The organism is Erythrobacter sp. HA7-11 (assembly GCF_055693605.1).
The window spans coordinates 2,172,325-2,194,897 of sequence record NZ_JBVFUF010000002.1; the positions used below are offsets into that span (position 1 = coordinate 2,172,325).

Below are 22,573 nucleotides of genomic sequence, written 5' to 3' on the forward strand. Positions count from 1 at the left end.
TGATAGGTGAACAACAACGAATTCAATTTCACGAGTAGGAAATTACACCATGTACAATCGCAGCTTCTTTCAGAGCAAACTGGGTCAAGCCTCGCTCGCCAGCATCGCCGCGATGACCGCATTGATTGCGCTTTCGACCCAGATGCAAGCTGACCCGATGGTTGCTTTTGCGCCGGGCGCTGAAACGCACCTGATCGAAATCGCATGAACCGCCCCAACAAACCTACAGGTTTAGGGCCGGAGGACGCAGACGCCTTTGATAGTCCCCGTAAGGCGAATACCCCTACAGCTGATCCCGCAGCTGACCAAAGCGACACTCCGGCCCGCCCAGAAAAGACCAAGATGCAAACCACACTCGAACCCGAAATTGACGCAAATGCCGGCCCAAAGATTGGAGAGATTCCGCCGGGCAAACGCGTCTCGCGCCTTGATGCAGAAATTGAGCGTCTGCGCAAAGGCACGCAATCAAACAATACTCGCGCTCACCGCCATGACGATGGTAGTGAGGCTCAACGCGATAATTCCTTTCTAGATGGAGTAGCCTTTATGGGCATTTTCAGCCGCACCCGCGATATCATCGCCGCCAACTTCACCGACATGCTCGATAAGGCGGATGATCCGTCAAAGATGATCCGCATGATCATCCTCGAGATGGAGGAGACTTTGGTCGAGGTGCGAGCAAGTGCGGCGCGGACAATCGCTGATCAAAAAGAGATGCAGCGCCATGTGATGAAGTTGAATGCGCTCGAGGCCGATTGGGCTGAAAAAGCACAGCTCGCGCTGTCGAAAGATCGCGAAGATCTGGCGCGCGCGGCTTTGGTCGAGAAGAAGAAGTCCGGCGATATGGGCGACCAGCTGCGTCAGGAAATCGCGGTGCTCGATGATGCACTGCGGGCGTATGAAGAAGACATTCAGAAGCTGCAGCATCGCCTGCGCGAAGCACGCAGCCGCCAGACGCAAATCGCAGCGCGGCTCGAAAGCGCGGAGAACCGCGTCAAGCTGCGCACGCTGATGAGCACCGAGCGGACCGACGAAGCGCTGGCGCGTTTCGACCAGCTCGAACGCCGGGTTGATTATGCCGAGGGACGCGCCGAAGCGATGGGCATCGCCGATCAATCGGGCACGCCTTCACTCTCGGATGAAATTGCCGCGCTCGAAGGCGCAGACGCGATCGACGATGAATTGGAACAGATGAAGAAAGCGCTGGGCAAAGATAGCGCCAGCAAGAAGGACTGAGACGATGGACGATTTAGTACCCGTATTGGTGGTCGGAATGCTTTTTATCGGCCTACCGTGGATGATTTTGCACCACGTGACGAAATGGAAAACCGCAGCAACGATCACAACCGACGACGAGGACCTGCTCGAGGAGCTCTATTCTCTCGCCAAGCGCCTCGATGAGCGGATGGACACGGTCGAGCGTCTGGTTGCCAGCGATGACCCCAGTTTCACCCCCAGCACCCGCCGCCTGATGCACGATCAGGAAGTAGACAACCAACAGCTTCGCGAGCTTGATCGCATGATGGCTGAGAAGAAAGGAACCGCGAAATGAATAGCCCCCGCACCACGCTTTACCGCGACAAGCATAACGCAAAGCTCCTTGGTGTCTGCTCGGGAATCGCGGACTACACCGGCACCAATGTCTTCTGGGTTCGTCTGATCGCCTTCCTCATGACCATCGGTGGCCTCGCCGGAATTACGATCCCAGCCTACTTGCTCGCAGGCTTCCTGCTGAACAAGAAACCGCCGCATCTTTACGCTGACCCGGAAGAGCAGAAGTATTGGCAGGGCATCCGTCAAAGTCCGCAGCGTACGGCCCGCGAAATCCGTGCCCGCTTCCGCGACATTGATCGCCGGCTGGCTGAGGTGGAGACGCACTATGTCACCAGCAACCCGCGCCTGACCGCTGAAATCGAGCGCCTGCGCTAACCCCAAACCGACGGAGCACTGACATGGATACTGGTATCATGCTCGGACTGATGTTTGCCGGAATGACCGCTCCGATGGCTGCATGGGGCATCTGGGACAGCTGGCTGAAGCACAAACACAAGATGGCCGATGCTCAGCTCAGCCACAGGGGTAAGGAAGCGCAGCTCTCAGAAGAGAAGCAAGAGCTGAAAGAAACGGTGGCCATGCTGCAGGACCGCTTGGCAGTGCTCGAAACCATCGCCACTGACCCGGCCCGCAGGACCGCCGACGAAATCGAAAAACTACGCTGATCTGAAAGGTAGGACTGGACAAAATGGATAACGGAACACTTGCCCTGCTAATACCGATCATCGGCGTATCGATCCCAATCGTCGCAATCTGGGTGAAGCACCGCGAAAAAATCGCTGAAATGCAGGTCGATACGACCGCACAGGCCACCGCTGAAAAGGCCGCACAATATTCTTCTAAAGTCCAACAGCTTGAAGACCGGGTGCAGGTGCTGGAGCGGATCGTCACCGACAAAGGCTATGACATAGCCACGCAGATCGAGGCGCTGCGTGACACGCGCGAAGTCGAACAATCGGATAGCGGCGTACCGCTCAACGTGAACACAAGGGAGAAAGCATAATGGATTGGGGTAGTCCTTCTTTTGTCATCGCCATTATCGCGGTTTCTTACGGCGCCTGGCTGATCAACAACTGGATCCGAGCCAAGCACGGCTACGAGCTTGAAGACGAGTGGGGCGGCAAGTCCAAGAAGTCGGAAAATCGCGAAAGCGCCGCCGAAACCAAGCGCCTGAAGGCCGAGAATGCCGAGCTGAACGAGAAGATCGACATGATGCAGGATCGCATGATCGTGCTCGAAAAGATCGTGACCGACCGTGGCTACTCGCTCTCCGACGAAATCGAGGCTTTGCGGGACCGTCCATCGCGCGACACCAACGACAGCGGTGTTCCGCTCAACATTGGAAAGCAGGAGCAAGCCTGATGGGCGATCTGCTCGAATTCATGCTCGTTGCGGTGCCGGTGGTCGGCGTCTTGGGTGGGATCGTCTACCTGACGCGGCGCAAGCTCGATGGGCTGCGCATGAGCCTCGCCGAGGAGCGCGGCGCGAACAAAACCGCGCAAATTGCGAGCGAAAAGATGGCTTTGGAAGAGCGGGTTCGAGTGCTCGAGACGATCGTGACCAGCCGCGGATACAGCATCGCGGAAGAAATCGAGGCGCTGCGACAGAATCCCGCCCTCGAAAGCAATAGCGAAAATGACAGCGGAGTGCCGCTTTACATCGGCAAGCAGGAGAAAGCGTGATGGGTGACCTGATTACCACCGAATTGCTCACCGTGGTCGGCATTGCCGCCGTTGCGGGCTGGATCTTTACCACCTGGATCCGCGTCAAGAACGGTTACCCGCTGGAAAACAGCTGGGGCAAGGCAGTCTATCCGAAAGGAGATGCCGCGGTACGAGCGCGTGAAACTGCTCACGCAAGAGAATGCCGAACTGCGCGCAGAGCTCGGCTCGATCAAAGACCGTATGGCCAATGTCGAGCGGATCGTCACCGATGGCGGCTACACGCTGAGCAGCGAAATCGACGCCCTGCGCGAACGCTCGCTCGAAAACCGCACAGATGAAGGACACGCATGATGGACGCCGATCTTGTTCTAATCTTCGGCTTCATCCTGACAGCGCTTGTTGTGTTGGGTTTCACGGTAAACGGGATCGTTGGCAAAGTGCTGGCGCATAAGATGGAGTTGAGGCAGCTCAAGCAACGCTCAAATGAAGTCGCCAATTCTGAAAAGTCTGATCTGATCGAAGAGCGTTTGCGCGTCCTCGAACGGATCGCGACTGACCGAGAGCCTGATCTCGCCTCGGAGATTGAGCAATTGCGCGGAATACCAAGTGCTCCGCAAGCTCGCGCCACGGAAACCGAAAGTGAGTTAAGCTGATGTTCGGACCAGACACACCCCTCGTTATCGACGCACTGCAAATGGCGGGCCTCGCCGCTTTAGCCGGAGCCGGCGGTGTCTGGCTGTTGATGCGTCGCCGCAAATCAAATGCCCAGACGAATGAGCCGGAGGCGAAGCAAAATCTCGAAGATCGCGTCCGCGTTCTTGAACGGATCGCGACCGATCGCTCGCACGATTTGAAGGACGAAATTGAGAGCCTACGCGATGCTCCGAACAAGCAGGAGCATGCATAATGGGTGGATACGTCCTCATCGCAATTGTGGCCATCGTCGTGTGGGGCGTTCTACGCTTTAACCGCCAGCACCATCAGAACACACAGTTGGATCAGGACGAGCGCCAAGCGCTGCTCGATGCCCAGCGTGAACGCGACGAGCTGCGCGAACGGGTACAGGTGCTTGAACGGATCGTCACCGATGAAAACACGCCGGATGCAAAGAAAACCAAGCAACTAGCCAGCGAAATCGAGAATTTGCGCCGCCTTGAAGGCGAAATGGACAGCACGTCGCAGAACGAAAAAACGGAGGATTGAGAGAATGCCTGCCCCCTTCGACCCTTACCTCGGCATAGCCATTACGTGCCTCGTCGGTGTGTGCGTCGTGGCCTTCGCGCTGCTGCGCGCGTGGCGTGACTGGATCGATCTCAAGCGCAGTGAGATTGAGCGCGGCGGCTCTCACTCCGGCGAGATCGAAGGCAACGCTACCCTTGGCGCGGCCCGGATCGAAATGGCCGACCTCAAAGAGCGCATCAAGAAGCTGGAAGCGATCGCCAGCGGAGTTGAACTTTGAGCAGCCACGGCGGAAATGCGGCGACGGCGGGCATTGGCCTCGGCAGTGCAATCGCCGTGGCGATCTCGTGGAGCCTGCATCAATCGATCGTCTGGGCGATCATTCACGGCTTTTTCAGTTGGTTCTACGTGATCTACTACGCCTTCACGCGCCCGGGTGGCCTTTCTGGCTAAACTGAGGGTGACGCTTCGCCGCGCGCCCAATCAAGGAACCCAATGAGCCGCCCGTTAGTTGGGTTGAAATGCGGCAACACGAACTTCGCACACAAGTCGTCAAAGAGATGCATTTGCGCCGGTGGGAGATGCTGTGCGTCCCCTGCCTGTTCTTGCAGTGGGTCGTGCTATTAGAGCCAGAAGAACGTGAGGCTGAGACCGCAGCAATCGAAGCGCGGTTTGGCGCGCTTAACGGCTCTGGAAACACCACGCACCGCTCTGGCCGTTTGAGCGAACGCGTCGCTTTCACATGGGAGCGCCACAGCGAAGGCACGACGATCAGCCTGTTCGTCGACAACGGCAGCACCGAAGAATTCCTCCAGCCCAAAGAGCATAAGGAGATTGCTGCCGCGATCGACTGGGCGGAAAGCCTGCCCGGAGCGGTCTTACGTGCGACGCGCGCACTCGTCGTCGATAGCGAAAAGGACGCAGAAAAGGCCGCAGCAAAGACCGGCTTTGAAATGCACGAGCTTGTTTCCTGCTATGTCGGCAAATCGGCTCGTATCTGGTCCGATTTCCGCCTTAAGCCTGACGGCTTTGGCGCAGTTATCATCGCCTCCAACGGAACCGAGCCAGCTGATCTCACGCGCCTTGTCCAGCGCCTCCAGGAACTCGGCAATTACCGCAACCGCGCATTGCTGGGCTTGCCGATCGCGCAGAAGATCTGGCCCAGCCTGAACGAGGCGGAAGAACACCTGACCAACCTCGCTCAGCGCATAGCCGACGGTGATGAACGAGATGATGCCCTGATGCGCGAGATCTCTGAATTATCGGTCAATCTTAATGCCGGAATTACCGAGGCGAGCTTCCGCATGAGTGCAACCGCCGCCTATGGCAGCCTCGTGACAGAGCGTCTGCGCGAGCTTGAAAGCCGCCGGATCGAAGGATTTGCCTCGCTGAGCTATTTCACCCAGCGTCGCCTTGCGCCAGCAGTCCGCTTCTGCGCGGCAGTTACGAAGCGCCAGCAGGAGCTGGCTGATCGCGCGAGCCAATTGGCCTCGCTCCTTCGTGCACGCATCGAAACCCGGATCGAGAACCAGAATGCTGAGCTGCTCCGGTCGATGGACCGCAATGCTGGCATGCAATTGCGCTTACAGCAATTGGTCGAAGGCCTCTCCATCGTGGCGGCGAGCTACTACGCGCTCGGGATCATTAGCTATGCGCTTGCCGGCTTGAACGCACTTGTTCCGACGCTCGACAAGGATTTGGTGCTGGGCGCGCTCGTCATCCCGGTCGTCTTGGGCATCTATGTCTTTGTACAATCGGCGAAAAAGCGTCTGCTCAAAAAACCGGAATAGACATGAGCGCACAGCTCCCTACATAGCGCCGCATGCGATCCCTATCCGACATTCTCGAAGAGTATGAATTCCTCGAAGGCGATGAGCGCTATCGCCTGCTGATCGAGCTTGGCCGCGAGCTTGAAGACATGCCCGATGCGCTCAAAACCGATGCGACTCTCGTGCGCGGGTGTTCAGCAGCAGTGTGGGTCTATCCCACCGAGCAGTCGGAAAAGCTGCATTTTCTCGCAGACAGTAATGCTGCTATCACGAAAGGCATCGTCGCGCTCGTAATCGCTGCCGTGCAGGACAAGTCCGCAAGTGAAGTCGCACAGATGGATGTGACCGAAGCGCTCGCGCCATTCGATCTAAAGAGCCAGCTATCGAGCAACCGCACCCAAGGCGTGCCGAACATGATAGCTCTGGTGAAGGAACATGCGGCAAGGCTAAGCGCCTAGAGCTGCGCTTCCCTTACGACCGCGACACCAGCTTCCTTTTGCGCCTTTAGTTCGGCCTTGAGCTTTACCGGATCGCGCGCAAAGACAAAGCCAAAGCTCACCCCGCCCTCTTTTCCAATCGTCGCATGGTGCAGCTTGTGCGCCTGCACCAGCCGTTTGGCATAGCCGCGCTTTGGCACGAAACGGAAAAAACGCTGATGCACCAGCCCATCGTGAATGATCGCATAGATCAGCCCATATAGGGTCACGCCGACTGCGGCCCACCACAAGGCATCCCAATAGAGTGAGCCGAAAATGTACATCGCCGCGTTAATTGTGCCAAAAACGACCGCGAACAAATCGTTCTTTTCCAGTTTGTTGTCATGCGGCTCGTGATGGTCACGGTGCCACGCCCAGCCCCAACCGTGCATGATGTATTTGTGCGCAAACCACGCCCACCATTCCATGAAGAGGACTGCGCCAAGCACAATTCCGATGGCTTCAAGCCAGCTCATACACTCGCTCCTACACCCGCCTGTTTCGCCCGCGGCAGAGCCCACCACGGCACATCAGGACGGCGATGATGTTCAAGATGATAGCCGAAATGGAAGCATGTTGCGAGGCTTGCCAGCGTACCGAATTGGTCGCTGCGGGCGTTGTGATCATCGGGAAATGCCCCAGCCTCGTGGCGATGCGGTCTGAAAGTCCCAAAGTAGAAGAGCTGCAGAGAAGATAGCAGCGCGGGTGCTCCATAGAGAACGAAAATCTGCATGAACGGGATGTCGAAAATGAACCAGTAAATGCCGACAACCGTGTGCACGAACAACAGCGACTGCCAGCTGAAATAGCGGCGGAAGAAGGTCGCGTACCACTGCCAGAAACTGGTCGGATGTTCCTCGTCAAAGTCGGGATCGCCTTCGTGCCCTGCAAGCCGGTGATGCTCGAAATGCGCATCGCGCAGTTTGCGCCAGGCAAAGCCTGCGTAGAGGAACAAAAGCACCGTACCGATGGCTGAATTGAGCCGCTTTTGCCCCGGTGCAAGCGTGCCGTGCATCGCATCATGGCAGACGATAAACACGCCAACCGAGAGCCAGCATTGCACCGCCGCCATCGCCAGCGCAAGCGGCAGATTGGCCCAGCTCAGCTCGAACACGAACATCGCATAGGCGTGAATGCCCAACCAGCCGCCCGCAATCAAAGTCGCGAGCGCCAGGCCAATCGCGCCCTGCGCCGTGCGGCGCGGAAGAGTGAAATGCGGGTTCATCTTGAAGGAGATACGCTCGAACGGCTCATTCGGGTGCGTATACAAGGTCAGAAGGGCCGCGCAAACCGATCAGCCGCGCGCTCTCGGCCCCGCGCCCTAACAATCCGAACTGAGCCATCTTATCTCTGGCATATGTCGATTGTTCCCTTTGTTTTGATCGTGTTGCTGATCGCCGGTTTCTTCGGATACCGCCGTTGGGCAAAGCGTGAGCACCGCAAGCGGCTGCTCGCAACACCGCTATCACCCGAACAGCGGGCTATTCTCGGTCGGCTTGTCCCGATTTTGCACCGCTTACCAGAGCCATTGCGGCCAAAGCTCGAAGGCAAGATCAACCTGTTCCTTGATCAGATTACTTTTCACGGCCTGAACGAACTTGAAGTGACCGAGGCCATGCGGCTTTCGATCGCCGCGCAAGCCTGTCTGCTGGTCGTCAACAGCACCGCATGGTTCGATACGCTGCGGACCATTCTGGTCTACCCGTCTGCGTTTCGCACCAGGCGCGACAGCTACGATGGCTTGATTGTGCAGGAAGGCCATCATGCAACCCTCGGGGAAAGCTGGGCACGCGGCCCGGTCGTCCTGTCATGGGACCATGCGCTTGAAGGCGGGCTCGATCCCGATGACGGGCACAATGTCGTCATCCACGAATTCGCGCATCAATTGGACAATTTAACCGGGCACACCAATGGCATCCCGATCCTGCCTAAAGGTCAGGATTATGCCGGATGGGAAAAGGCGATGCTGGATGCCTATCACGATCACGTGGATCGCGTGGAACACGGGCAGCGCACTTTGATCGATCCGTATGGTGCGACCAATCATCAAGAGTTCTTTGCCGAAGCTGTGGTGACGTTTTTCGAACGCCCGAAAGAGCTCCGCCGCGAAGAACCGGCGCTCTATACGGAATTGTCAGAGCTGCTGGCGCTTGATCCCGCACGATGGGAGTAATGGCTAGTCCGCGTTCGGGAAGAAGAACTCGCGCATATGTTCGCCAATGCGGGCCGGGCGCAAAGTCTTGGAATCAATGCAGCACCAGCTTGATTGCACCTCAGCCAGCACATCCTCGCCGCGCGAAATGACAGTGCGATAGAATGCGCGCGCGCCGTTAAAGCGTTCCAGCACAGTGCTTGCGATCACATCGTCCTCAAGAAAAGCGGGCTTGCGATAGGTGATCTCATGCTTGAGTGCGACCCACGCCTTGCTCGCCACTTCCTCTGCCGGGGCCAGCTTGTTCCAATGCGCCAACACCGCATCCTGCACCCAGTTGAGGTAACGCGCGTTGTTCACGTGCCCCATGAAGTCGATGTCTTCGGGCAGAACCTTAATCGGAAAGGCGAAGGGAACGGAGGCGGGGGTTGCTGACATGGATGTAAGTTACGCGGAAATAGATTTCTTTTCTATGACTAAGATTTGTCTGGTGCGCATCACGCTTGCCAGTGTTGCAGCAAGGCCGCTAATCCAGCCGCTATGGCTAGCAAACCCCGCACACTGTACGACAAGATCTGGCACGCGCATGTTGTCGAGACGCGCGATGATGGAACCTCGATCATCTATATTGACCGTCACCTTGTTCATGAAGTGACAAGCCCGCAGGCGTTTGAGGCGTTGCGGCTGGCGGGTCGACCGGTGCGGCGGCCTGAGCTGACCTTGGCCGTGCCCGATCATAATTTGCCCACGACCGCGCGGCGCGATGCGAGCGGCGGCAAGATACCGATTGCCGATCCTGAAAGCGCGGCGCAGCTTGAGGCGCTCGAACGCAATGCGCCCGAGTTTGGCATTCGCTATATTGGCGATGCCGATGATGAGCAGGGCATTGTCCATGTGGTCGGCCCGGAACAGGGCTTTTCGCTGCCAGGCACGACGATCGTGTGCGGAGATTCGCATACGGCAAGCCATGGCGGGTTGGGCGCGCTCGCCTTTGGCATCGGTACCAGCGAGGTCGAGCATGTGCTCGCGACGCAGACTTTGCTGCTGCAGAAATCGAAATCGATGGAAGTTCGCGTTGATGGAGATCTGCCCAACGGCGTAACTGCAAAAGACCTGATCCTGCACATTATTGGCGTGATCGGAGCGGCAGGCGGCAGCGGATATGTGATCGAATATCGTGGGAGCGTGTTCGAGCAAATGAGCGTCGAGCAACGGCTAACGGTGTGCAATATGAGCATTGAGGCAGGTGCGCGCGCTGGCCTGATTGCGCCCGACGATGTCGTGTTCAGCTATCTCAAGGGACGCCCGATGGCGCCAGCGGATACGGATTGGGATGCGGCAGTCACCTATTGGCGCACCCTCCACACTGACGAGGGAGCGACCTTCGATAAATCGGTTGTGATAGATGCCAGCACCGTCGAACCGACTGTTACCTGGGGAACAAGTCCCGAAGACGTGGTTGCGATTGGCGGCAAGGTGCCCTCGCCCGAAAGTTTCGCCGATGAGAGCAAGCGAGATCGCGGCGCAAAAAAGCCTGGACTATATGGGGTTGACCGCTGGCACCGCTATGAGCGCCATCCCGATCGAGAATGTGTTTATCGGCAGCTGCACCAACAGCCGGATCCAGGATTTGCGAGCCGCCGCCAAAGTGCTCGAAGGAAAGCGCAAGGCGGACAATGTGCGCTGGGCCATCGTCGTGCCGGGGTCAGGACTCGTGAAGCGTCAGGCCGAGGAAGAAGGGCTGGACAAGATCTTTATCCAAGCCGGCTTTGAATGGCGCGAGCCGGGTTGTTCCGCCTGTCTTGGGATGAACCCCGATAAAGTGCCAGCCGGGGAACGCTGCGCATCGACCTCAAACCGCAATTTCGTCGGTCGGCAAGGACCCGGCGCCCGCACGCATCTGCTCTCGCCAGCCATGGCCGCTGCTGCTGCTGTGACGGGGCGCCTCACTGATGTGCGCGAGCTAGTCTGATGCAGGCAAAGTGCCATTGCGGCGCGGTTGACGTCACGATTGCCGCAAAGCCTGAATACATCAATCTGTGCGACTGCTCGCTGTGCCGAAAGTCGGGCGGAGCATGGGGTTACTTCCAGTCTGCCGACGTGAAGGTCACCGGTGCAACTCAGGAGTATCGCCGAGCTGATTACGACGAGCCAGCGGTCGAGATGCGGTTCTGCGCGTCATGCGGAACGACCACCCACTGGGTGCTGACCGAGCACTTTGAAGGCGACCGCGTCGGCGTAAACATGCGGATGTTCGACCCACAGGAAACCAACGGTATCGAAGCGCGCACGCTTGACGGGCACAATTGGCAAGGTGATGGTCCTGCACAAGAGCGTCGCAACCCCGGCAAGCTAGGCCAAGACGTTTTCATCTAGGGGCCTCGCGGCTTGGGCGCGCGATAGAGAGGGATTAGCGAAATGGACGTCATGAAGGGAATTCGAGTTCCAGAGCGGCTCTACAAAGGAGTCTTGTGGCTCGTCTCGATCGTCTTCGCCACATTCCTCATTGGCCTCGGCAACCTCATTATAGGCGACTTGCCGCAAGTCGAAAGCCGGGTCGATCGCAGCGAATATGTCGAGACCGCACAGGTCACAGGTCTGCGGAGCGAATTGCGCGATGTGGAGCAGCAAAGCGCCGCCTTGCGCGACCGAATGGACTTGCTCCGCATCCAGCAGAATAAGGCCTCCTCAGAGGCGCAATCGGCAAAGGAAACCTTTGAGGCCTGGATTCAGACCCGCACTGCGACCACCGATCCGACCCAGGATCCCGAGGTAATCCGCCGAACTCAAGAGCTTGAACAATTGCAGCAGAACGAACGCTCTGTGCAGAGCTCGATCAGCGACTTGCAGACCGAATTGACCCAACTCGATCAGCGTTCCGGCGCGCTGTACGACGAGATTAGCGATGCAGAATTAACCGGCATTCCCGCCTACGAGAAAGCGCAGTTTTGGCAGGAACTTCGCATCTTCGGCCTGCGCCTGCTGATCACCTTGCCGATGCTGGGCTTTGCCGCATACCTCGTCGTCAAACGGCGCAAGGGAGAATACTGGCCAATCTCGCGCGGGTTCGTGCTCGCGGCGGTGTTCGTCTTCTTCGTCGAGCTGGTCCCGTATCTGCCAAGCTATGGCGGATATGTGCGCTATGGCGTCGGCATCATCCTGACCTTTGCCGCAGGCCATTTCCTGATCAAGAATATGCGGCAATATCTCGCTAACCGGCAAGAGGTCGAGCAAAAGGCCGAGGAAGAACGCCGTAAGCTCGTGTCCCACGATGAAGCGTTTAAGAAGATGTCTTCAAGCGTATGCCCGGGTTGCGATCGCCCTATCGCCAAAATGGACGGGACAGAGACCAATTTCTGTGTCCATTGCGGAATGACCTTGTTCGACCATTGCTCAAGCTGCGACACTCGCAAGATGGCGTTTTTCCGATTTTGCATGGCTTGCGGGACCTCTGCCGAAGATGCGGTGCCAAACGCTCCAAGCACGGCCTAGCGCGCTTTAGGCGAACCAGCCTGCCATTCCTCTTGCCAATCCCCCGCCCCCTCCCCATGAGAAGACTATGACCAAGAAATCCAAAGCCGCCATCGCCGCCGGTGCCATCGGCTCTGCCGCAATCGCTGCAGCCCTGCTGTATGCAAACAAGCGCGGCAAGAATGAAAAGAAGCCGACCCAGCCCGGCCCCATTCCCTCGGGCGAAAAGCCGGAAACCGATTGATGGATCCGGTCGCGCGCGTCACTGGCCGAGCGATCCCGTTCGGCGCGAAGAACGTCGACACGGACATTATCATTCCGTCCAAGTGGTTGAAGACGATCAGCCGCGAAGGTCTAGGAAAAGGCGCGTTTGAAAGCATCCGGGCGCAAGAGGGAAACGTCTTTGACGATCCCAACTATGCCGGTGCGCCGATCCTGCTAGCTGGCGACAATTTCGGCTGCGGATCAAGCCGCGAACATGCCGCGTGGGCTATACTCGATCTCGGCATCCGCGCGGTCATTGCGCCAAGCTATTCCGACATCTTCTCAGGCAATGCGGTAAAGAATGGCATCCTGCCCATCGTCCTGCCGCAGGAGGCGGTCAACCGCCTGATGGAGGTCGCACGGGCAGGTGAGCCCATAGACATTGATCTTGAGACACAGAGCGTCACCACGCCCTTTCAGGACCGTTGCACATTCGACATCGACCCGTTCCGCAAGCACTGTCTGCTGCACGGTCTCGATGAAGTTGCACTCACCCTTGAGCGGCAAAACGCAATCACATCATATGAAACCCAGCGTGCCTCTACGCAAAGCTGGATGACCAAAGGAACGGAGATAAACGCATGAAAGCCCTACGCTCGCACTCGGTAGGCGGCCCGGAAACGCTGACACTGGATGAGGTGGATGTGCCAACCCCCGGCAAGGGCGAAGTGCTGGTCGACGTAAAGGCATGCGCGATCAACTATCCCGACACGCTGATCATCCGCGACCTTTACCAGTTCAAGCCAGAGCGTCCGTTTGCGCCCGGCGGAGAGATCGCGGGCGTGGTCGAGGCGGTCGGCGAAGGCGTCGAAGGCTATTCTGTTGGCGACACCGTGCTCGCAGGGATCGGCAATGGGGGGCTCGCTGAAAAAGTGATTGTGCCTGCGGGCCGCATGTTCCCGGTTCCTGAGGGCGTACCGTTTGAGAAAGCTGCTTCGCTGCTGATGACCTACGGCACGACGATCCACGGCCTCAAAGATCGCGGACACATAAAGGAAGGCGATACCGTGCTGGTGCTCGGCGCGGCGGGCGGCGTCGGTCTCTCCGCCATCGAGCTCTCCAAGGCATTCGGCGCGCGCGTCGTCGCGGCTGTCTCGAGCGAGGCTAAAGGCGAAGTGGCCAGACAAACGGGCGCGGACGAAGTCGTGATTTACCCGCGCGAGGAGATGGACAAGGCAGCGTCCAAAGAACTCGCCAATGCATTCAAAGCCGCCTGCGGGCCCAATGGCGCGAACATCGTTTACGATATTGTCGGCGGGCAATATTCCGAGCCTGCTTTGCGCTCAATCGCGTGGGAAGGCCGCTTCCTGGTGGTCGGCTTCCCCGCTGGTATCGCGAAAATGCCGCTCAACCTCACCCTGCTCAAGAGCTGCGACATTTGCGGCGTGTTCTGGGGCGCATTCACCGCGCGCGAACCCGCCAAATTCGTCGAGCAGGTGAAAGAGCTCTTCACGCTGATGAAAGAGGGCAAGATCGATCCGCTCGTGTCAGAGACATTCCCATTGGAGCGCGCGGGCGAAGCCATTGCAAAGCTCGAAAGCCGCGAGGCCGTGGGCAAACTCGTTGTGACAATGGACTGATCGGTACAGGGGCATTGCCGCTTGTCGCGCGCGCCGCCCCACCCTATTTGCTGAATATGACTTTTCGGAGGGACCAATGACCGACTTTAAAGACCGCGAACGCGCCGAAGAGGCCAAGTTCGCAATGGACGAAGAAACCGCGTTCAAAGTGGCTGCTCGCCGCAATCGCTTGCTGGGTGAATGGGCCGCTGGCCTGATGAACCTCACACAAGAAGAAACCGACGCGTACAAGAAAGCCGTCGTCCAAGCCGACTTCGAAGAAGCCGGTGATGAAGACGTCATCCGCAAGCTGCTGGGCGATCTGACCGCAGCCGAATGCGACGTTTCGGAGGACGAAATCCGCGCCAAGCTCGAAGAAATGACGATTGAAGCCAAACGCCAATATATGAGCGAAAGCTGATCGCATGCCGATGGCAGCTGCAGATATTGAGGCGCTGATTGTCGCCGCGCTTCCAGGCGCGACGGTCGAAATGCAGGATTTGGCCGGTGACAACGATCATTGGGCCGCGACCGTGAGCGCGCCGCAGTTTGCCGGCAAGAACCGCGTGCAACAGCACAAGATGGTTTACGCCGCCCTCGGTGAGCGGATGGGCGGTGAGCTGCACGCCTTGCAAGTCACCACTGTGGTCCCCACCTAAAATCCATCACTTTTCAAATTACCGATTTCAAAGGCCTGGACTCTTATGTCTGACATCAATTCACGCATCTCCACCATCGTTGGCGACAATGACGTCGTCCTGTTCATGAAGGGCACGCCCCTGTTCCCGCAATGCGGCTTTTCGAGCCGCGCGGTCGCAATCCTTGATCATTGCGGCGTGGCCTACGAAAGCGTCGATGTTTTGCAGGACATGGAAGTGCGCCAGGGCATCAAAACCTTCTCCGACTGGCCGACCATCCCGCAGCTCTACGTGAAGGGCGAATTTCTCGGCGGAAGCGACATCATGATGGAAATGTTCGAGGCCGGTGAGCTTCAACAACTGATGGAAGAGAAGCAGGTCGCAAAAGCTGAGAGCTGATTTCGCGCGCAGCCGCGCTGGCGCTTGAAGCCATTTGGACAAAGAGAAAGCCGCCTCGTGAACCAAACGAGGCGGCTTTTCTCATTCGGGGAGATGGAACTAGAGACCAGAAAAGTCCCATCTCTTTATCGAAGACCACACGGGTTGCCCGATACTATGCATCGCTTGTGCCAAAAATGCGTTTACACCTTTAAACAAGCACTTAGATGGTTTCGCAAAATTAACCATAGCACCGATTGTAAGGGATACCGACAGGCGCGAGGCTTTTCGCAGTTGGCAAGCGAGCAATCACCCTTCATCAAAGGCATAAGATGACAGAGCAAAACCCGCAATCTTCCGAAGGTATCCCCGCAGCAACAATCGTAATCTTCCGCGACGCGCCTGACGGCGGTCCGCCCGAAGTTCTTATGACTGTTCGTTCGCGCAACATGGCGTTTGCAGGCGGGATGGCTGTGTTCCCCGGTGGACGCGTGGACGAGGCGGATTTTGAGCTTGCTCGCTCGATCAGGTCGGAGCTGCCGATTGACGAAGCAGCGCATCAGGTCGCCGCTGTCAGGGAAACACTTGAAGAAACGGGCCTGGCTCTTGGCCTTGCCGGAGATGTCGACGCGGAGCGTGCGAAGGATGCGCGCGGCTTGCTGCACGAAAAGGGCGCTCTCGCTCCTGTGCTCCAAAAGTTTGACTGGTCGCTCGACCTCGATCAGATCGTTCCGTTTGCGCGTTGGTTTCCCAAGAACGAGAACATCTCTCGCATTTACGACACGCGCTTTTATCTCGCCAATCTCGGCACCGGTGATGTCGAAGTGTCCGCTGACAACTCCGAAAACACGCGGCTTTTCTGGGTCAGCGCTCAGGGTGCGCTCGAAATGGCCGAGCGAGGGGAGATCAAGCTGATCTTTCCGACACGACGCAACCTAGAGCGGCTCGCCATGTTCGCCAACTTCGCCGAGGCTCGCGCGCAGGCCGAGGCCATTCCAGTCAAGACCATCGTGCCTCAGATCGACGAGAGTGGCGATCAGCCGATGCTGCGGATCATGGAAGATGCCGGCTATCCGATCACGTCTGAACTGCTTGAGACAGTCGCGCGCGGATAGCCGAACACCTTTTTGAAGTTAGCGGCGTGCAAGCCGCCGACGATTTTCGCGAAAGTTTACAACACGGTATCCGCGCTCTCGCATTTCCTTGCGATAATCGTGGCGCGCGTCGCGAATTTCCTGATCGTACTCTTCATAAGCGTCGCGGCGATCTTCTTCATCGGTTGCTCGGCGCAGGTCGCTCGCTAGCTCACGCTTCGCCTCGCTGATGTCGGTTTGATAATCGATCCACCATTTGTTGGTGTAGTTGTTCGGCGAGATCGGCGCCTTGTAGCCGCGGACGACAATATCGGCATCATGCGCAGCAAGCGGCGCGGCCATCATTGAACCGACCAGAGCGATAGAAGCAAAAGTGACACGCAACATGGGACGTCTCCTTTCCAATAGGGGAACGAGGAGACTGCTCGCGCAAAGCTGAACCGCAGGTGTCGCGCGGCGCCAGAACTTGCTGTGCTGGCGTCGCGCCCCACAGGCCGTGTCGCTGCAGCGACGAAGCGAAATTGCCCGAGACGTGAATGGCGCGCCCGGCAGGACTCGAACCTGCTGCCTCAAGATTAGAAGTCTCGCGCTCTATCCAGATGAGCTACGGGCGCGCACTGTGCATCTGCGTCTCGCGCCCAATAGCGTGCTTTGCGCGGCTGTAAAATCGCGTTAGGCGGCATAGATGGATTCTTCGATGGAAAACTCGGGTGCACCTCAGGCCACAAGCACAGCGCCGGTCACGTTCCGCTATTATGATCTGGTCATGGCAGCGTTTGTGGCGATCCTGCTGCTGTCGAACATTATCGGCGCGGCCAAGCTGACTTTCGTCGATGTGCCGTTCTGGCCTGATGGCATGTGGCCGGCCCCAGACGGCGTGTTCATCTACGGCGCGGGCATCCTGTTCTTCCCGCTGGGCTATGTGATCGGCGATATCCTAACCGAGATTTACGGATTTGCGCGGGCACGCCGCGTCATCTGGACCGGCTTCGCAGCGATGATCTTCCTGGCATTCATGAGCTTTGTCGTGGTCGGCCTTCCGGCGTTCGGCGGTTGGGAATGCGCTGCCAGCGCGACATTGCAGATGACGGGTGATGGCACCGCTGCACCGGGAGATATCTGCCAGCAAACCTACGAATCCGTTTTCGGCAGCACCTGGAGGATCGTGCTCGCGTCGATCACAGCCTTCTGGGCGGGCGAGTTCGTCAACTCCTATGTCATGGCCAAGATGAAGGTCTGGACCAAGGGCAAGGCGCTGTGGTCCCGCACGATTGGCTCGACCGTGGTAGGGCAAGGGGTCGACAGCCTGATCTTTTACCCGATCGCCTTCTGGGGCATCTGGACCACCGAAGCGGTCATCACGGTGATGATCACCAATTGGCTGCTGAAGGTCGTTTGGGAAGCGCTGCTAACGCCGGTCACTTACTTCGTGATCAACCGTCTCAAAAAGGCAGAAGGTGTCGATCTGTACGATACGGACACCGATTTCTCGCCATTTGCGACCGAGAAGCGGTCAGCCTGACCTAAGCCTATTTGGATGGTTCTGGCTCTATCTCGACCGAATGCAATTCTTCGTCGGAAACAATCTGAACCTCAAAATCGACGCCAAGCTGATTGGCCAGTAATCTCATGTCTTTCTCGGTTGAAATACCGAACAAATCGCGGTGGCTCGCGGCCAGGCGTAGAACAAGGCCACCCTCACCCAGCGCCAATCGGCTCACCTGCAGCGACCGGCGTGAGCGCGCCCCGATCCGCCGAGCAATACGTATCGCGAGCCCCCAGGTGATCGCCTCCTGCAGCTCTTCTTCACTCGCCAATGCGGTGATTTCGCGAGGGAAGTCGTTGCGATTACCGTTCGCCATACTCGCCGCCGCCATCATCGCGCGGCCCTTAGCGCTAACCGCGATCCAGCGCTTGTGCAGCGCCCAGTCGACGACCAGCGGATGGCGCAGGTTAGGCTCGATCTGCATGCCCGCCAGTGCAAGCATGGTCGCAGCCAACCGCAATCGCTCTGACCCGTGCTCACGAGCAGGAGCCGCATCGACCGTCCAACCCGCAACCAAGGTCGCCAACATCGGGGGTGCACCGCGCTGAGCAGCGAACAGCGCCACCCCGGCGAGCAACGGGTCTTGCGCGCGGCCAGTTTCCGGCAGTCGGTCGTAGAGCAGCCCTTCGCGAATGCCCCATGACGAAAATACCAGTTTCTCTGGTTGGAGCCTCGCCAGCAGGGCTTGCAACAACACCGCCGCATCGGGGAGCTTCTCCGCGCGCATCGAAGAAATGCGGTCCTGCCCCTTCAGCGCATCGGGATCTTGCTTAGCGAGCTTTTGCGCCAGTTTCTTGGCCTCTTTGAGCGGCAATTCGAATCCGTGCGGATCGCTCAGCGGATATTTGCGCTCCCCCATGGCGTAGACCGCCATCGCGCGCCACGTTCCGCCAACGAGATAGAGCGGCGCGTTGATTGGCTTCCCCCACCCCCCTTGCTTGAGCGCTTTCTCCAGCGATTTGCGCATCTCGGCCGGCTTGTTGGCGCGATAATCGGGTAGTCGGAGGGTGCCGAGCGGCAGTGAGGTGGCCTCACCCGTCTCCCCGTCGGCGATATCGATCAGCTCAAGGCTTCCTCCGCCCAAATCAGCAACGGTGCCTTCTGCACCCGGAAAAGCGCCGAGCACGCCATGCGCGCTCAACCGCGCTTCTTCCTCGCCAGAGATAACCTGCGGGTCCAATCCAAGCGCGCGCACACCCTCGACAAACTCAGGACCGTTCTCCGCATCGCGTACGGCAGCGGTCGCGACCGTCTCCACATCGTCAATGCCGAGATCGTCGAATAATAGGACGAAGCGCCGTAAGCCGCGCATGGCGAGCTCAATTGCTTCATCGGCGAGCCTGCCGGTCTTGGCGATATCGCGGCCCAGCTGCGCCGTGACCTTTTCATTGAAGAGAACGGTCGGCGCGCGCATCGAACCGCCGTAAACGACCAGACGAACCGTGTTCGACCCGATATCGATGATCGCGCGCTCTGCCTTGTTACCGGAGAATACCCCTTCGCGGTCTGTCCGCTTCGCCCGCAATGTCATCCAGACCCACCTTTGCGCAATGACAGCTTGGGCACCCCGCCCGCCTCCAGCGAACCGCCCCGCCCAGAGAGCGACGGGTTCGTCATGAAATAGCTATGGCAATTGAACGGCTTGGAATCGGCCATGACCCGCTCGTAGCTGCCATCAGGCTTCAGCCACCAGCTTTGCTCGGTGTCGAGCATATTGGCGAGCAGCACTTGCTGCAGCACTTGATCGTGCACAGTCCGGTTGTTGATCGGGATCAACGCCTCAATCCTGCGATCAAGATTACGCCCCATCAAGTCCGCTGAAGAGATGTAGACCGCCGCCTCACCGCTCGGCATCGGCTCACCATTGGCAAAGGAATAGATGCGGCCATGTTCGAGAAAGCGTCCAATAATCGATTTGACGCGAATGTTCTCGCTCATGCCGGGCACGCCGGGTTTGAGGCAGCAAATGCCGCGCACTACCAGCTCTACTGTCACGCCCGCTTGGCTTGCAGCATACAGCCGATCAATCATGCCCTTGTCGGTGATCTGGTTGCACTTGAACCAGATCTCGGCGGGCTTGCCCTTTTTCGCATTGGCAATCTCTGCATCGATCCGTTCGTAGATTTCCTCGCGCAGGTTGAGCGGCGCAATCGCGAGTTCTTCAAGGTCGGATGGCTCGACATAGCCGGTCACAAAATTGAACATCTTTGCCGCATCGCGCACGAGCCGAGGATCGGCGGTGAAGAAAGACAGGTCGGTGTAGATCTTCGCGGTGATCGGGTGGTAATTCCCGGTGCCGAAATGGCAGTAGGTGCGAAAACCATCTTCTTCGCGTCGCACGACCAGCGCGACCTTCGCGTGGGTTTTCCAATCGACGAAACCATAGATCACCTGAACGCCCGCGCGCTCAAGCTTGTTTGCCCACATCAGGTTCTGTTCTTCATCGAAGCGCGCCTTGAGCTCCACCACTGCGGTCACCGATTTGCCCGCCTCTGCAGCCGCGATCAGCGCGTTGATGACTGCCGATTGTGAGCCTGCGCGATAGAGTGTCTGCTTAATCGCCACGACATCGGAATCAAGCGCGGCCTGACGGATGAAGTCGACCACCACTTCGAAGCTTTCGTAAGGGTGGTGGATGATGATGTCTTTCTCGCGAATGGCGGAGAAAGCATCGCCATCATGCTCGCGAATACGTTCAGGGTAACGCGGGCTGTAGCTGTCAAATTTAAGATCGGGACGTTCCTCTTCGACAATCTCGGCAAGCCCGTCGATCCCGATCATCCCGTCGGTCTTGATCACTGCGGCTTCGTGAATGCCTAGCTGTTCGAGCAGTATCTGCTCAGCCTTTGGATCGAAGTCTTCCTCGATCTCAAGCTGGATCACCTGCCCCCGGCGGCGGCGCTGGATCGCGGTGCGGAAATAGCGCACGAGGTCTTCAGCCTCTTCCTCCACTTCGATATCGCTGTCGCGCAGCACGCGGAACAGGCCGTCGCCGATTATGGAGAAGCCAGGAAACATTTTGCTGGCATAGCGTTGGATTAGGCTCGCAATGGAGATGTAGATTGCATCCTCGCCCGGCACGCGCACAAAGCGCGGCAAGGCACTCGGGATCAAGACCATCTCGATGATCTGCTCCTCGTCGACATCGCGTTTGAGCGTGAAGAGCAACCCCATCCCTTCATTGGCGATGAAGGGGAATGGATGCGCGGGATCGAGCGCTTGTGGTGTGATCACGGGCAGAATTTCGTCGAGGAAATAGGCTTTGAGCCAGTCATGCGCAGCGGGCTTCAACCGGTCATCGTCGGCAACGAAAATATCAGCTTCACCCAGCAGATCATGGAGCTCGCGCCAGATATTCTGTTGCAGGTCGGAAATGCTCTCGAGCTGCTCACGGATGGCTGCGAGCTGCTGTGAAGGCGTGCGTCCATCAATCGCAGGTCGGGTGATACCGCGCTGCACTTGGCCAACTAGGCCAGCCACACGGATCATCATGAACTCGTCAAGATTGCTGCCCGAAATCGACAGGAAACGCAGCCGTTCGAGCAGCGGATAGCGCGGGTTGCAGGCTGCCGCGAGAACGCGCTCGTTAAAGCTCAGCCAGCTCAACTCGCGATTGAAGTAAGCGTCGCCATCGCGCTCGGTTGGCGCACCATCCGGTCCAAAGCCCACCGGGTCCAAATCGTTGGCTGATATCGGTTGGTTGCTCATCATTCCTGAAATCTTCACGACGCTCAGCATCGTTTAAATCACAGGGGCTTGCTTGTCACTTGTTCCAAGCGCCTCAGACGAGCGAGCAACAATCCGCGATCTGCGTGATACCGCGCTTGCCATTGGCGTCGCGGCACGAGCTGAACGATAACGTCGATCACGCTGGAGGCGTAGGCGATGGTGTCTTCGCGTGAGAGGCCAATGCCGGTCTGCATCACCATCAGCGACAATTGCTCAAGCGCGCCGGAGAGGCTGTTCGCATGAATGGTGGAGAAGCTTCCCGGATGGCCGGTGTTGATCGCCCGCAAGAAAGATACGCTCTCTGCGCCGCGCAATTCGCCCAGTACAATCCGGTCGGGGCGCAAACGCAAGGCCGCTTGCAGCAATTCATTGGCGGTCACTTTGGCCTCGCCAAGCTCGCCCTTCACCGCGACCAGGCCGACAGCGTTCTCGCCAGGGAATTTGAGCTCTGGCGTGTCTTCGACGAGCACGACGCGCTCTTGCTGAGGAATCTCGCCAAGCATTGCGTTGAGAAAGGTTGTCTTACCCGTGCTCGTGCCGCCGGAAATCAGGATCGTGCGGCGATGACGGATCGCTTCGCGCAAATAGGCGATAGGCTCGCTCTGCGGATCAGGCATGGCGACCTTTTGCTCGCCCAGCAGCGGGCCAGTGTCATAGGCATCGAGCGGCAGGTCCAGACGCCGGTGCCGACGGATCGCCATCACCCAATGCTTGCGTGAAGCTGGCGGTCCGCAGAATTGTATGCGTGCTCCATCAGGCAGGGTCGCCCCAAGCAGAGGATGCTCGCGGTTGATCCCTTGGTGGCTGACGCGCGCGACTTGTTCGGCAAGACGCTGCACCAGACGGTCGTCGATGTCGCTCGCCTCAATCCGCTTCATGCCGGGATCGGAGGCATCTTCGATCCAGATCTCGCCCGGCTGATTGACCATAATCTCCGTCACGGTATCGCGGTCGAGCCAGCGGCGGAACGGTGCGAGATAGGCGTCGAGATAGACGCTCCGCTCACCCATGATCGGGGCATCAGACGCGCTTTCGGGCGCGTCATTGGCATCTGGAGTGCCCGGCAACGGGTGAATATCAGCGCTCATGGCTCGCCCCGA

At 58.3% G+C, this 22,573-nt stretch carries 32 protein-coding genes, 1 tRNA gene and 3 pseudogenes; 28 read left to right on the forward strand and 8 right to left on the reverse strand.

The genetic code is table 11. From position 1 onward, the window contains the following. Positions 1–49: 49 nt before the first annotated feature. The 16 genes and pseudogenes from ACZ1GU_RS11125 (at position 50) to ACZ1GU_RS11200 (ending at position 6,624) form a co-directional block, all read left to right on the forward strand. Positions 50–208 (forward strand): hypothetical protein, encoded by a 159-nt coding sequence (locus ACZ1GU_RS11125; RefSeq protein ID WP_472648050.1) that lies wholly within the window; start codon positions 50–52, stop codon positions 206–208. 134 nt (positions 209–342) lie between these two features. Next, the gene (pspA, locus tag ACZ1GU_RS11130; protein ID WP_472648051.1) at positions 343–1,236 is read left to right on the forward strand and encodes a phage shock protein PspA; all 894 of its coding nucleotides are present in this window, start codon (positions 343–345) and stop codon (positions 1,234–1,236) included. Positions 1,237–1,240: 4 nt separating this feature from the next. Further along, entirely contained in the window at positions 1,241–1,552 is a 312-nt protein-coding gene (pspB, locus tag ACZ1GU_RS11135) for an envelope stress response membrane protein PspB (RefSeq protein WP_472648052.1), read from the forward strand. Further along, positions 1,549–1,929 (forward strand): envelope stress response membrane protein PspC, encoded by a 381-nt coding sequence (gene pspC / locus ACZ1GU_RS11140; protein ID WP_472648053.1) that lies wholly within the window; start codon positions 1,549–1,551, stop codon positions 1,927–1,929. The genes pspB and pspC overlap by 4 nt, the downstream gene beginning before the upstream one ends. A 23-nt stretch (positions 1,930–1,952) precedes the next feature. Further along, a complete protein-coding gene (locus ACZ1GU_RS11145; protein WP_472648055.1) occupies positions 1,953–2,219 on the forward strand; it encodes a hypothetical protein in 267 nt (88 codons plus the stop codon). A gap of 23 nt (positions 2,220–2,242) precedes the next feature. Further along, positions 2,243–2,557: a hypothetical protein gene (locus ACZ1GU_RS11150; RefSeq protein ID WP_472648056.1), complete on the forward strand. Its 315-nt coding sequence runs from the start codon at positions 2,243–2,245 to the stop codon at positions 2,555–2,557. Next, a complete protein-coding gene (locus tag ACZ1GU_RS11155; protein WP_472648057.1) occupies positions 2,557–2,916 on the forward strand; it encodes a hypothetical protein in 360 nt (119 codons plus the stop codon). The genes ACZ1GU_RS11150 and ACZ1GU_RS11155 overlap by 1 nt, the downstream gene beginning before the upstream one ends. Continuing rightward, positions 2,916–3,236 (forward strand): hypothetical protein, encoded by a 321-nt coding sequence (locus ACZ1GU_RS11160; protein ID WP_472648058.1) that lies wholly within the window; start codon positions 2,916–2,918, stop codon positions 3,234–3,236. Before ACZ1GU_RS11155 ends, ACZ1GU_RS11160 begins: the two co-directional genes overlap by 1 nt. Next, a pseudogene (locus tag ACZ1GU_RS11165) lies at positions 3,236–3,569 on the forward strand (hypothetical protein). Before ACZ1GU_RS11160 ends, ACZ1GU_RS11165 begins: the two are co-directional and overlap by 1 nt. Next, positions 3,566–3,871, forward strand: a complete 306-nt coding sequence (locus tag ACZ1GU_RS11170) for a hypothetical protein (protein ID WP_472648059.1) — start codon at positions 3,566–3,568, stop codon at positions 3,869–3,871. The pseudogene ACZ1GU_RS11165 and the gene ACZ1GU_RS11170 overlap by 4 nt, the downstream one beginning before the upstream one ends. Continuing rightward, complete coding sequence (locus ACZ1GU_RS11175) at positions 3,871–4,125, forward strand: hypothetical protein (protein WP_472648060.1); 255 nt, start codon at positions 3,871–3,873, stop codon at positions 4,123–4,125. Before ACZ1GU_RS11170 ends, ACZ1GU_RS11175 begins: the two co-directional genes overlap by 1 nt. Then, positions 4,125–4,421, forward strand: a complete 297-nt coding sequence (locus ACZ1GU_RS11180; RefSeq protein WP_472648062.1) for a hypothetical protein — start codon at positions 4,125–4,127, stop codon at positions 4,419–4,421. The genes ACZ1GU_RS11175 and ACZ1GU_RS11180 overlap by 1 nt, the downstream gene beginning before the upstream one ends. 4 nt (positions 4,422–4,425) lie before the next feature. Continuing rightward, positions 4,426–4,677 (forward strand): hypothetical protein, encoded by a 252-nt coding sequence (locus ACZ1GU_RS11185; RefSeq protein WP_472648063.1) that lies wholly within the window; start codon positions 4,426–4,428, stop codon positions 4,675–4,677. Beyond that, complete coding sequence (locus ACZ1GU_RS11190; RefSeq protein ID WP_472648064.1) at positions 4,674–4,850, forward strand: hypothetical protein; 177 nt, start codon at positions 4,674–4,676, stop codon at positions 4,848–4,850. Before ACZ1GU_RS11185 ends, ACZ1GU_RS11190 begins: the two co-directional genes overlap by 4 nt. A gap of 68 nt (positions 4,851–4,918) precedes the next feature. Next, positions 4,919–6,187, forward strand: a complete 1,269-nt coding sequence (locus ACZ1GU_RS11195) for a DUF3422 domain-containing protein (RefSeq protein WP_472648065.1) — start codon at positions 4,919–4,921, stop codon at positions 6,185–6,187. A 32-nt stretch (positions 6,188–6,219) separates the two neighbouring features. Then, positions 6,220–6,624, forward strand: a complete 405-nt coding sequence (locus ACZ1GU_RS11200; protein ID WP_472648066.1) for a SufE family protein — start codon at positions 6,220–6,222, stop codon at positions 6,622–6,624. On the opposite strand, the gene ACZ1GU_RS11205 is transcribed toward ACZ1GU_RS11200, so the two are convergent. Beyond that, positions 6,621–7,118, reverse strand: coding sequence for a sterol desaturase family protein (locus ACZ1GU_RS11205; protein ID WP_472648067.1), 498 nt, complete (start codon positions 7,116–7,118; stop codon positions 6,621–6,623). The two genes, ACZ1GU_RS11200 and ACZ1GU_RS11205, sit on opposite strands and share 4 nt — an antisense overlap. Further along, positions 7,115–7,912: a fatty acid desaturase gene (locus ACZ1GU_RS11210; RefSeq protein WP_472648069.1), complete on the reverse strand. Its 798-nt coding sequence runs from the start codon at positions 7,910–7,912 to the stop codon at positions 7,115–7,117. The genes ACZ1GU_RS11205 and ACZ1GU_RS11210 overlap by 4 nt, the downstream gene beginning before the upstream one ends. Before the next feature lie 87 nt (positions 7,913–7,999). Here ACZ1GU_RS11210 and ACZ1GU_RS11215 point away from each other — a divergent pair, with 87 nt between their 5' ends. Then, complete coding sequence (locus tag ACZ1GU_RS11215) at positions 8,000–8,815, forward strand: M90 family metallopeptidase (protein WP_472648071.1); 816 nt, start codon at positions 8,000–8,002, stop codon at positions 8,813–8,815. A gap of 3 nt (positions 8,816–8,818) precedes the next feature. Here ACZ1GU_RS11215 and ACZ1GU_RS11220 read toward each other — a convergent pair whose 3' ends face one another. Continuing rightward, a complete protein-coding gene (locus ACZ1GU_RS11220; protein ID WP_472648073.1) occupies positions 8,819–9,232 on the reverse strand; it encodes an acyl-CoA thioesterase in 414 nt (137 codons plus the stop codon). Between the two features lie 189 nt (positions 9,233–9,421). Here ACZ1GU_RS11220 and leuC point away from each other — a divergent pair. The 10 genes and pseudogenes from leuC (at position 9,422) to ACZ1GU_RS11270 (ending at position 16,219) form a co-directional block, all read left to right on the forward strand. Beyond that, positions 9,422–10,766, forward strand: a pseudogene (gene leuC / locus ACZ1GU_RS11225) (3-isopropylmalate dehydratase large subunit). Further along, a complete protein-coding gene (locus tag ACZ1GU_RS11230) occupies positions 10,766–11,170 on the forward strand; it encodes a GFA family protein (protein WP_472648074.1) in 405 nt (134 codons plus the stop codon). Before leuC ends, ACZ1GU_RS11230 begins: the two are co-directional and overlap by 1 nt. 51 nt (positions 11,171–11,221) lie before the next feature. Next, the gene (locus tag ACZ1GU_RS11235; RefSeq protein ID WP_472648076.1) at positions 11,222–12,286 is read left to right on the forward strand and encodes a zinc ribbon domain-containing protein; all 1,065 of its coding nucleotides are present in this window, start codon (positions 11,222–11,224) and stop codon (positions 12,284–12,286) included. 67 nt (positions 12,287–12,353) lie between these two features. After that, positions 12,354–12,509 (forward strand): isopropylmalate isomerase, encoded by a 156-nt coding sequence (locus ACZ1GU_RS11240; protein ID WP_472648077.1) that lies wholly within the window; start codon positions 12,354–12,356, stop codon positions 12,507–12,509. Next, a complete protein-coding gene (gene leuD / locus ACZ1GU_RS11245) occupies positions 12,509–13,114 on the forward strand; it encodes a 3-isopropylmalate dehydratase small subunit (RefSeq protein WP_472648769.1) in 606 nt (201 codons plus the stop codon). Before ACZ1GU_RS11240 ends, leuD begins: the two co-directional genes overlap by 1 nt. Further along, positions 13,111–14,109 carry an NADPH:quinone oxidoreductase family protein gene (locus tag ACZ1GU_RS11250; RefSeq protein ID WP_472648078.1) on the forward strand — a complete coding sequence of 333 codons (999 nt, stop codon included), beginning with the start codon at positions 13,111–13,113 and terminating at the stop codon, positions 14,107–14,109. The genes leuD and ACZ1GU_RS11250 overlap by 4 nt, the downstream gene beginning before the upstream one ends. A gap of 76 nt (positions 14,110–14,185) precedes the next feature. Next, positions 14,186–14,509, forward strand: coding sequence for a DUF1476 domain-containing protein (locus ACZ1GU_RS11255; RefSeq protein WP_472648079.1), 324 nt, complete (start codon positions 14,186–14,188; stop codon positions 14,507–14,509). Positions 14,510–14,513: 4 nt separating this feature from the next. After that, positions 14,514–14,747 carry a BolA/IbaG family iron-sulfur metabolism protein gene (locus ACZ1GU_RS11260; RefSeq protein ID WP_472648080.1) on the forward strand — a complete coding sequence of 78 codons (234 nt, stop codon included), beginning with the start codon at positions 14,514–14,516 and terminating at the stop codon, positions 14,745–14,747. Positions 14,748–14,792: 45 nt separating this feature from the next. Then, positions 14,793–15,125 carry a Grx4 family monothiol glutaredoxin gene (gene grxD / locus ACZ1GU_RS11265; protein ID WP_472648081.1) on the forward strand — a complete coding sequence of 111 codons (333 nt, stop codon included), beginning with the start codon at positions 14,793–14,795 and terminating at the stop codon, positions 15,123–15,125. Between the two features lie 311 nt (positions 15,126–15,436). Next, on the forward strand, positions 15,437–16,219 hold the full coding sequence (locus ACZ1GU_RS11270) for an NUDIX hydrolase (protein ID WP_472648082.1): 783 nt from the start codon (positions 15,437–15,439) through the stop codon (positions 16,217–16,219). 18 nt (positions 16,220–16,237) lie between these two features. Here ACZ1GU_RS11270 and ACZ1GU_RS11275 read toward each other — a convergent pair whose 3' ends face one another. Beyond that, positions 16,238–16,585, reverse strand: coding sequence for a hypothetical protein (locus tag ACZ1GU_RS11275; protein WP_472648083.1), 348 nt, complete (start codon positions 16,583–16,585; stop codon positions 16,238–16,240). A 150-nt stretch (positions 16,586–16,735) separates the two neighbouring features. Then, a tRNA-Arg gene (locus ACZ1GU_RS11280) sits at positions 16,736–16,812 on the reverse strand. A gap of 71 nt (positions 16,813–16,883) precedes the next feature. Here ACZ1GU_RS11280 and ACZ1GU_RS11285 point away from each other — a divergent pair. Then, positions 16,884–17,720 (forward strand): queuosine precursor transporter, encoded by an 837-nt coding sequence (locus tag ACZ1GU_RS11285; protein WP_472648084.1) that lies wholly within the window; start codon positions 16,884–16,886, stop codon positions 17,718–17,720. A gap of 7 nt (positions 17,721–17,727) precedes the next feature. On the opposite strand, the gene ACZ1GU_RS11290 is transcribed toward ACZ1GU_RS11285, so the two are convergent. From ACZ1GU_RS11290 to virB11, 3 genes and pseudogenes are all read right to left on the reverse strand, one after another. Next, entirely contained in the window at positions 17,728–19,275 is a 1,548-nt protein-coding gene (locus tag ACZ1GU_RS11290; RefSeq protein ID WP_472648085.1) for a Ppx/GppA phosphatase family protein, read from the reverse strand. Next, the gene (locus ACZ1GU_RS11295) at positions 19,272–21,452 is read right to left on the reverse strand and encodes an RNA degradosome polyphosphate kinase (RefSeq protein ID WP_472648770.1); all 2,181 of its coding nucleotides are present in this window, start codon (positions 21,450–21,452) and stop codon (positions 19,272–19,274) included. The genes ACZ1GU_RS11290 and ACZ1GU_RS11295 overlap by 4 nt, the downstream gene beginning before the upstream one ends. A gap of 73 nt (positions 21,453–21,525) precedes the next feature. Further along, positions 21,526–22,561 (reverse strand): annotated as a pseudogene (gene virB11, locus ACZ1GU_RS11300) (P-type DNA transfer ATPase VirB11). Between the last annotated feature and the right edge of the window lie 12 nt (positions 22,562–22,573).

Coding starts and splice junctions, on each gene's coding strand:
- ACZ1GU_RS11160 (WP_472648058.1), top strand. CDS start 2,916: ATGGGCGATCTGCTCGAATTCATGCTCGTTGCGGTGCCGGTGGTCGGC.
- ACZ1GU_RS11295 (WP_472648770.1), bottom strand. CDS start 21,452: ATGAGCAACCAACCGATATCAGCCAACGATTTGGACCCGGTGGGCTTT.
- grxD (WP_472648081.1), top strand. CDS start 14,793: ATGTCTGACATCAATTCACGCATCTCCACCATCGTTGGCGACAATGAC.
- ACZ1GU_RS11170 (WP_472648059.1), top strand. CDS start 3,566: ATGATGGACGCCGATCTTGTTCTAATCTTCGGCTTCATCCTGACAGCG.
- ACZ1GU_RS11240 (WP_472648077.1), top strand. CDS start 12,354: ATGACCAAGAAATCCAAAGCCGCCATCGCCGCCGGTGCCATCGGCTCT.
- ACZ1GU_RS11185 (WP_472648063.1), top strand. CDS start 4,426: ATGCCTGCCCCCTTCGACCCTTACCTCGGCATAGCCATTACGTGCCTC.
- ACZ1GU_RS11200 (WP_472648066.1), top strand. CDS start 6,220: ATGCGATCCCTATCCGACATTCTCGAAGAGTATGAATTCCTCGAAGGC.
- pspC (WP_472648053.1), top strand. CDS start 1,549: ATGAATAGCCCCCGCACCACGCTTTACCGCGACAAGCATAACGCAAAG.
- ACZ1GU_RS11155 (WP_472648057.1), top strand. CDS start 2,557: ATGGATTGGGGTAGTCCTTCTTTTGTCATCGCCATTATCGCGGTTTCT.
- ACZ1GU_RS11230 (WP_472648074.1), top strand. CDS start 10,766: ATGCAGGCAAAGTGCCATTGCGGCGCGGTTGACGTCACGATTGCCGCA.
- ACZ1GU_RS11220 (WP_472648073.1), bottom strand. CDS start 9,232: ATGTCAGCAACCCCCGCCTCCGTTCCCTTCGCCTTTCCGATTAAGGTT.
- ACZ1GU_RS11145 (WP_472648055.1), top strand. CDS start 1,953: ATGGATACTGGTATCATGCTCGGACTGATGTTTGCCGGAATGACCGCT.
- ACZ1GU_RS11205 (WP_472648067.1), bottom strand. CDS start 7,118: ATGAGCTGGCTTGAAGCCATCGGAATTGTGCTTGGCGCAGTCCTCTTC.
- ACZ1GU_RS11215 (WP_472648071.1), top strand. CDS start 8,000: ATGTCGATTGTTCCCTTTGTTTTGATCGTGTTGCTGATCGCCGGTTTC.
- ACZ1GU_RS11195 (WP_472648065.1), top strand. CDS start 4,919: ATGCGGCAACACGAACTTCGCACACAAGTCGTCAAAGAGATGCATTTG.
- ACZ1GU_RS11175 (WP_472648060.1), top strand. CDS start 3,871: ATGTTCGGACCAGACACACCCCTCGTTATCGACGCACTGCAAATGGCG.
- ACZ1GU_RS11235 (WP_472648076.1), top strand. CDS start 11,222: ATGAAGGGAATTCGAGTTCCAGAGCGGCTCTACAAAGGAGTCTTGTGG.
- ACZ1GU_RS11275 (WP_472648083.1), bottom strand. CDS start 16,585: ATGTTGCGTGTCACTTTTGCTTCTATCGCTCTGGTCGGTTCAATGATG.
- pspB (WP_472648052.1), top strand. CDS start 1,241: ATGGACGATTTAGTACCCGTATTGGTGGTCGGAATGCTTTTTATCGGC.
- ACZ1GU_RS11260 (WP_472648080.1), top strand. CDS start 14,514: ATGCCGATGGCAGCTGCAGATATTGAGGCGCTGATTGTCGCCGCGCTT.
- leuD (WP_472648769.1), top strand. CDS start 12,509: ATGGATCCGGTCGCGCGCGTCACTGGCCGAGCGATCCCGTTCGGCGCG.
- pspA (WP_472648051.1), top strand. CDS start 343: ATGCAAACCACACTCGAACCCGAAATTGACGCAAATGCCGGCCCAAAG.
- ACZ1GU_RS11250 (WP_472648078.1), top strand. CDS start 13,111: ATGAAAGCCCTACGCTCGCACTCGGTAGGCGGCCCGGAAACGCTGACA.
- ACZ1GU_RS11290 (WP_472648085.1), bottom strand. CDS start 19,275: ATGACATTGCGGGCGAAGCGGACAGACCGCGAAGGGGTATTCTCCGGT.
- ACZ1GU_RS11180 (WP_472648062.1), top strand. CDS start 4,125: ATGGGTGGATACGTCCTCATCGCAATTGTGGCCATCGTCGTGTGGGGC.
- ACZ1GU_RS11150 (WP_472648056.1), top strand. CDS start 2,243: ATGGATAACGGAACACTTGCCCTGCTAATACCGATCATCGGCGTATCG.
- ACZ1GU_RS11255 (WP_472648079.1), top strand. CDS start 14,186: ATGACCGACTTTAAAGACCGCGAACGCGCCGAAGAGGCCAAGTTCGCA.
- ACZ1GU_RS11125 (WP_472648050.1), top strand. CDS start 50: ATGTACAATCGCAGCTTCTTTCAGAGCAAACTGGGTCAAGCCTCGCTC.
- ACZ1GU_RS11270 (WP_472648082.1), top strand. CDS start 15,437: ATGACAGAGCAAAACCCGCAATCTTCCGAAGGTATCCCCGCAGCAACA.
- ACZ1GU_RS11285 (WP_472648084.1), top strand. CDS start 16,884: ATGGATTCTTCGATGGAAAACTCGGGTGCACCTCAGGCCACAAGCACA.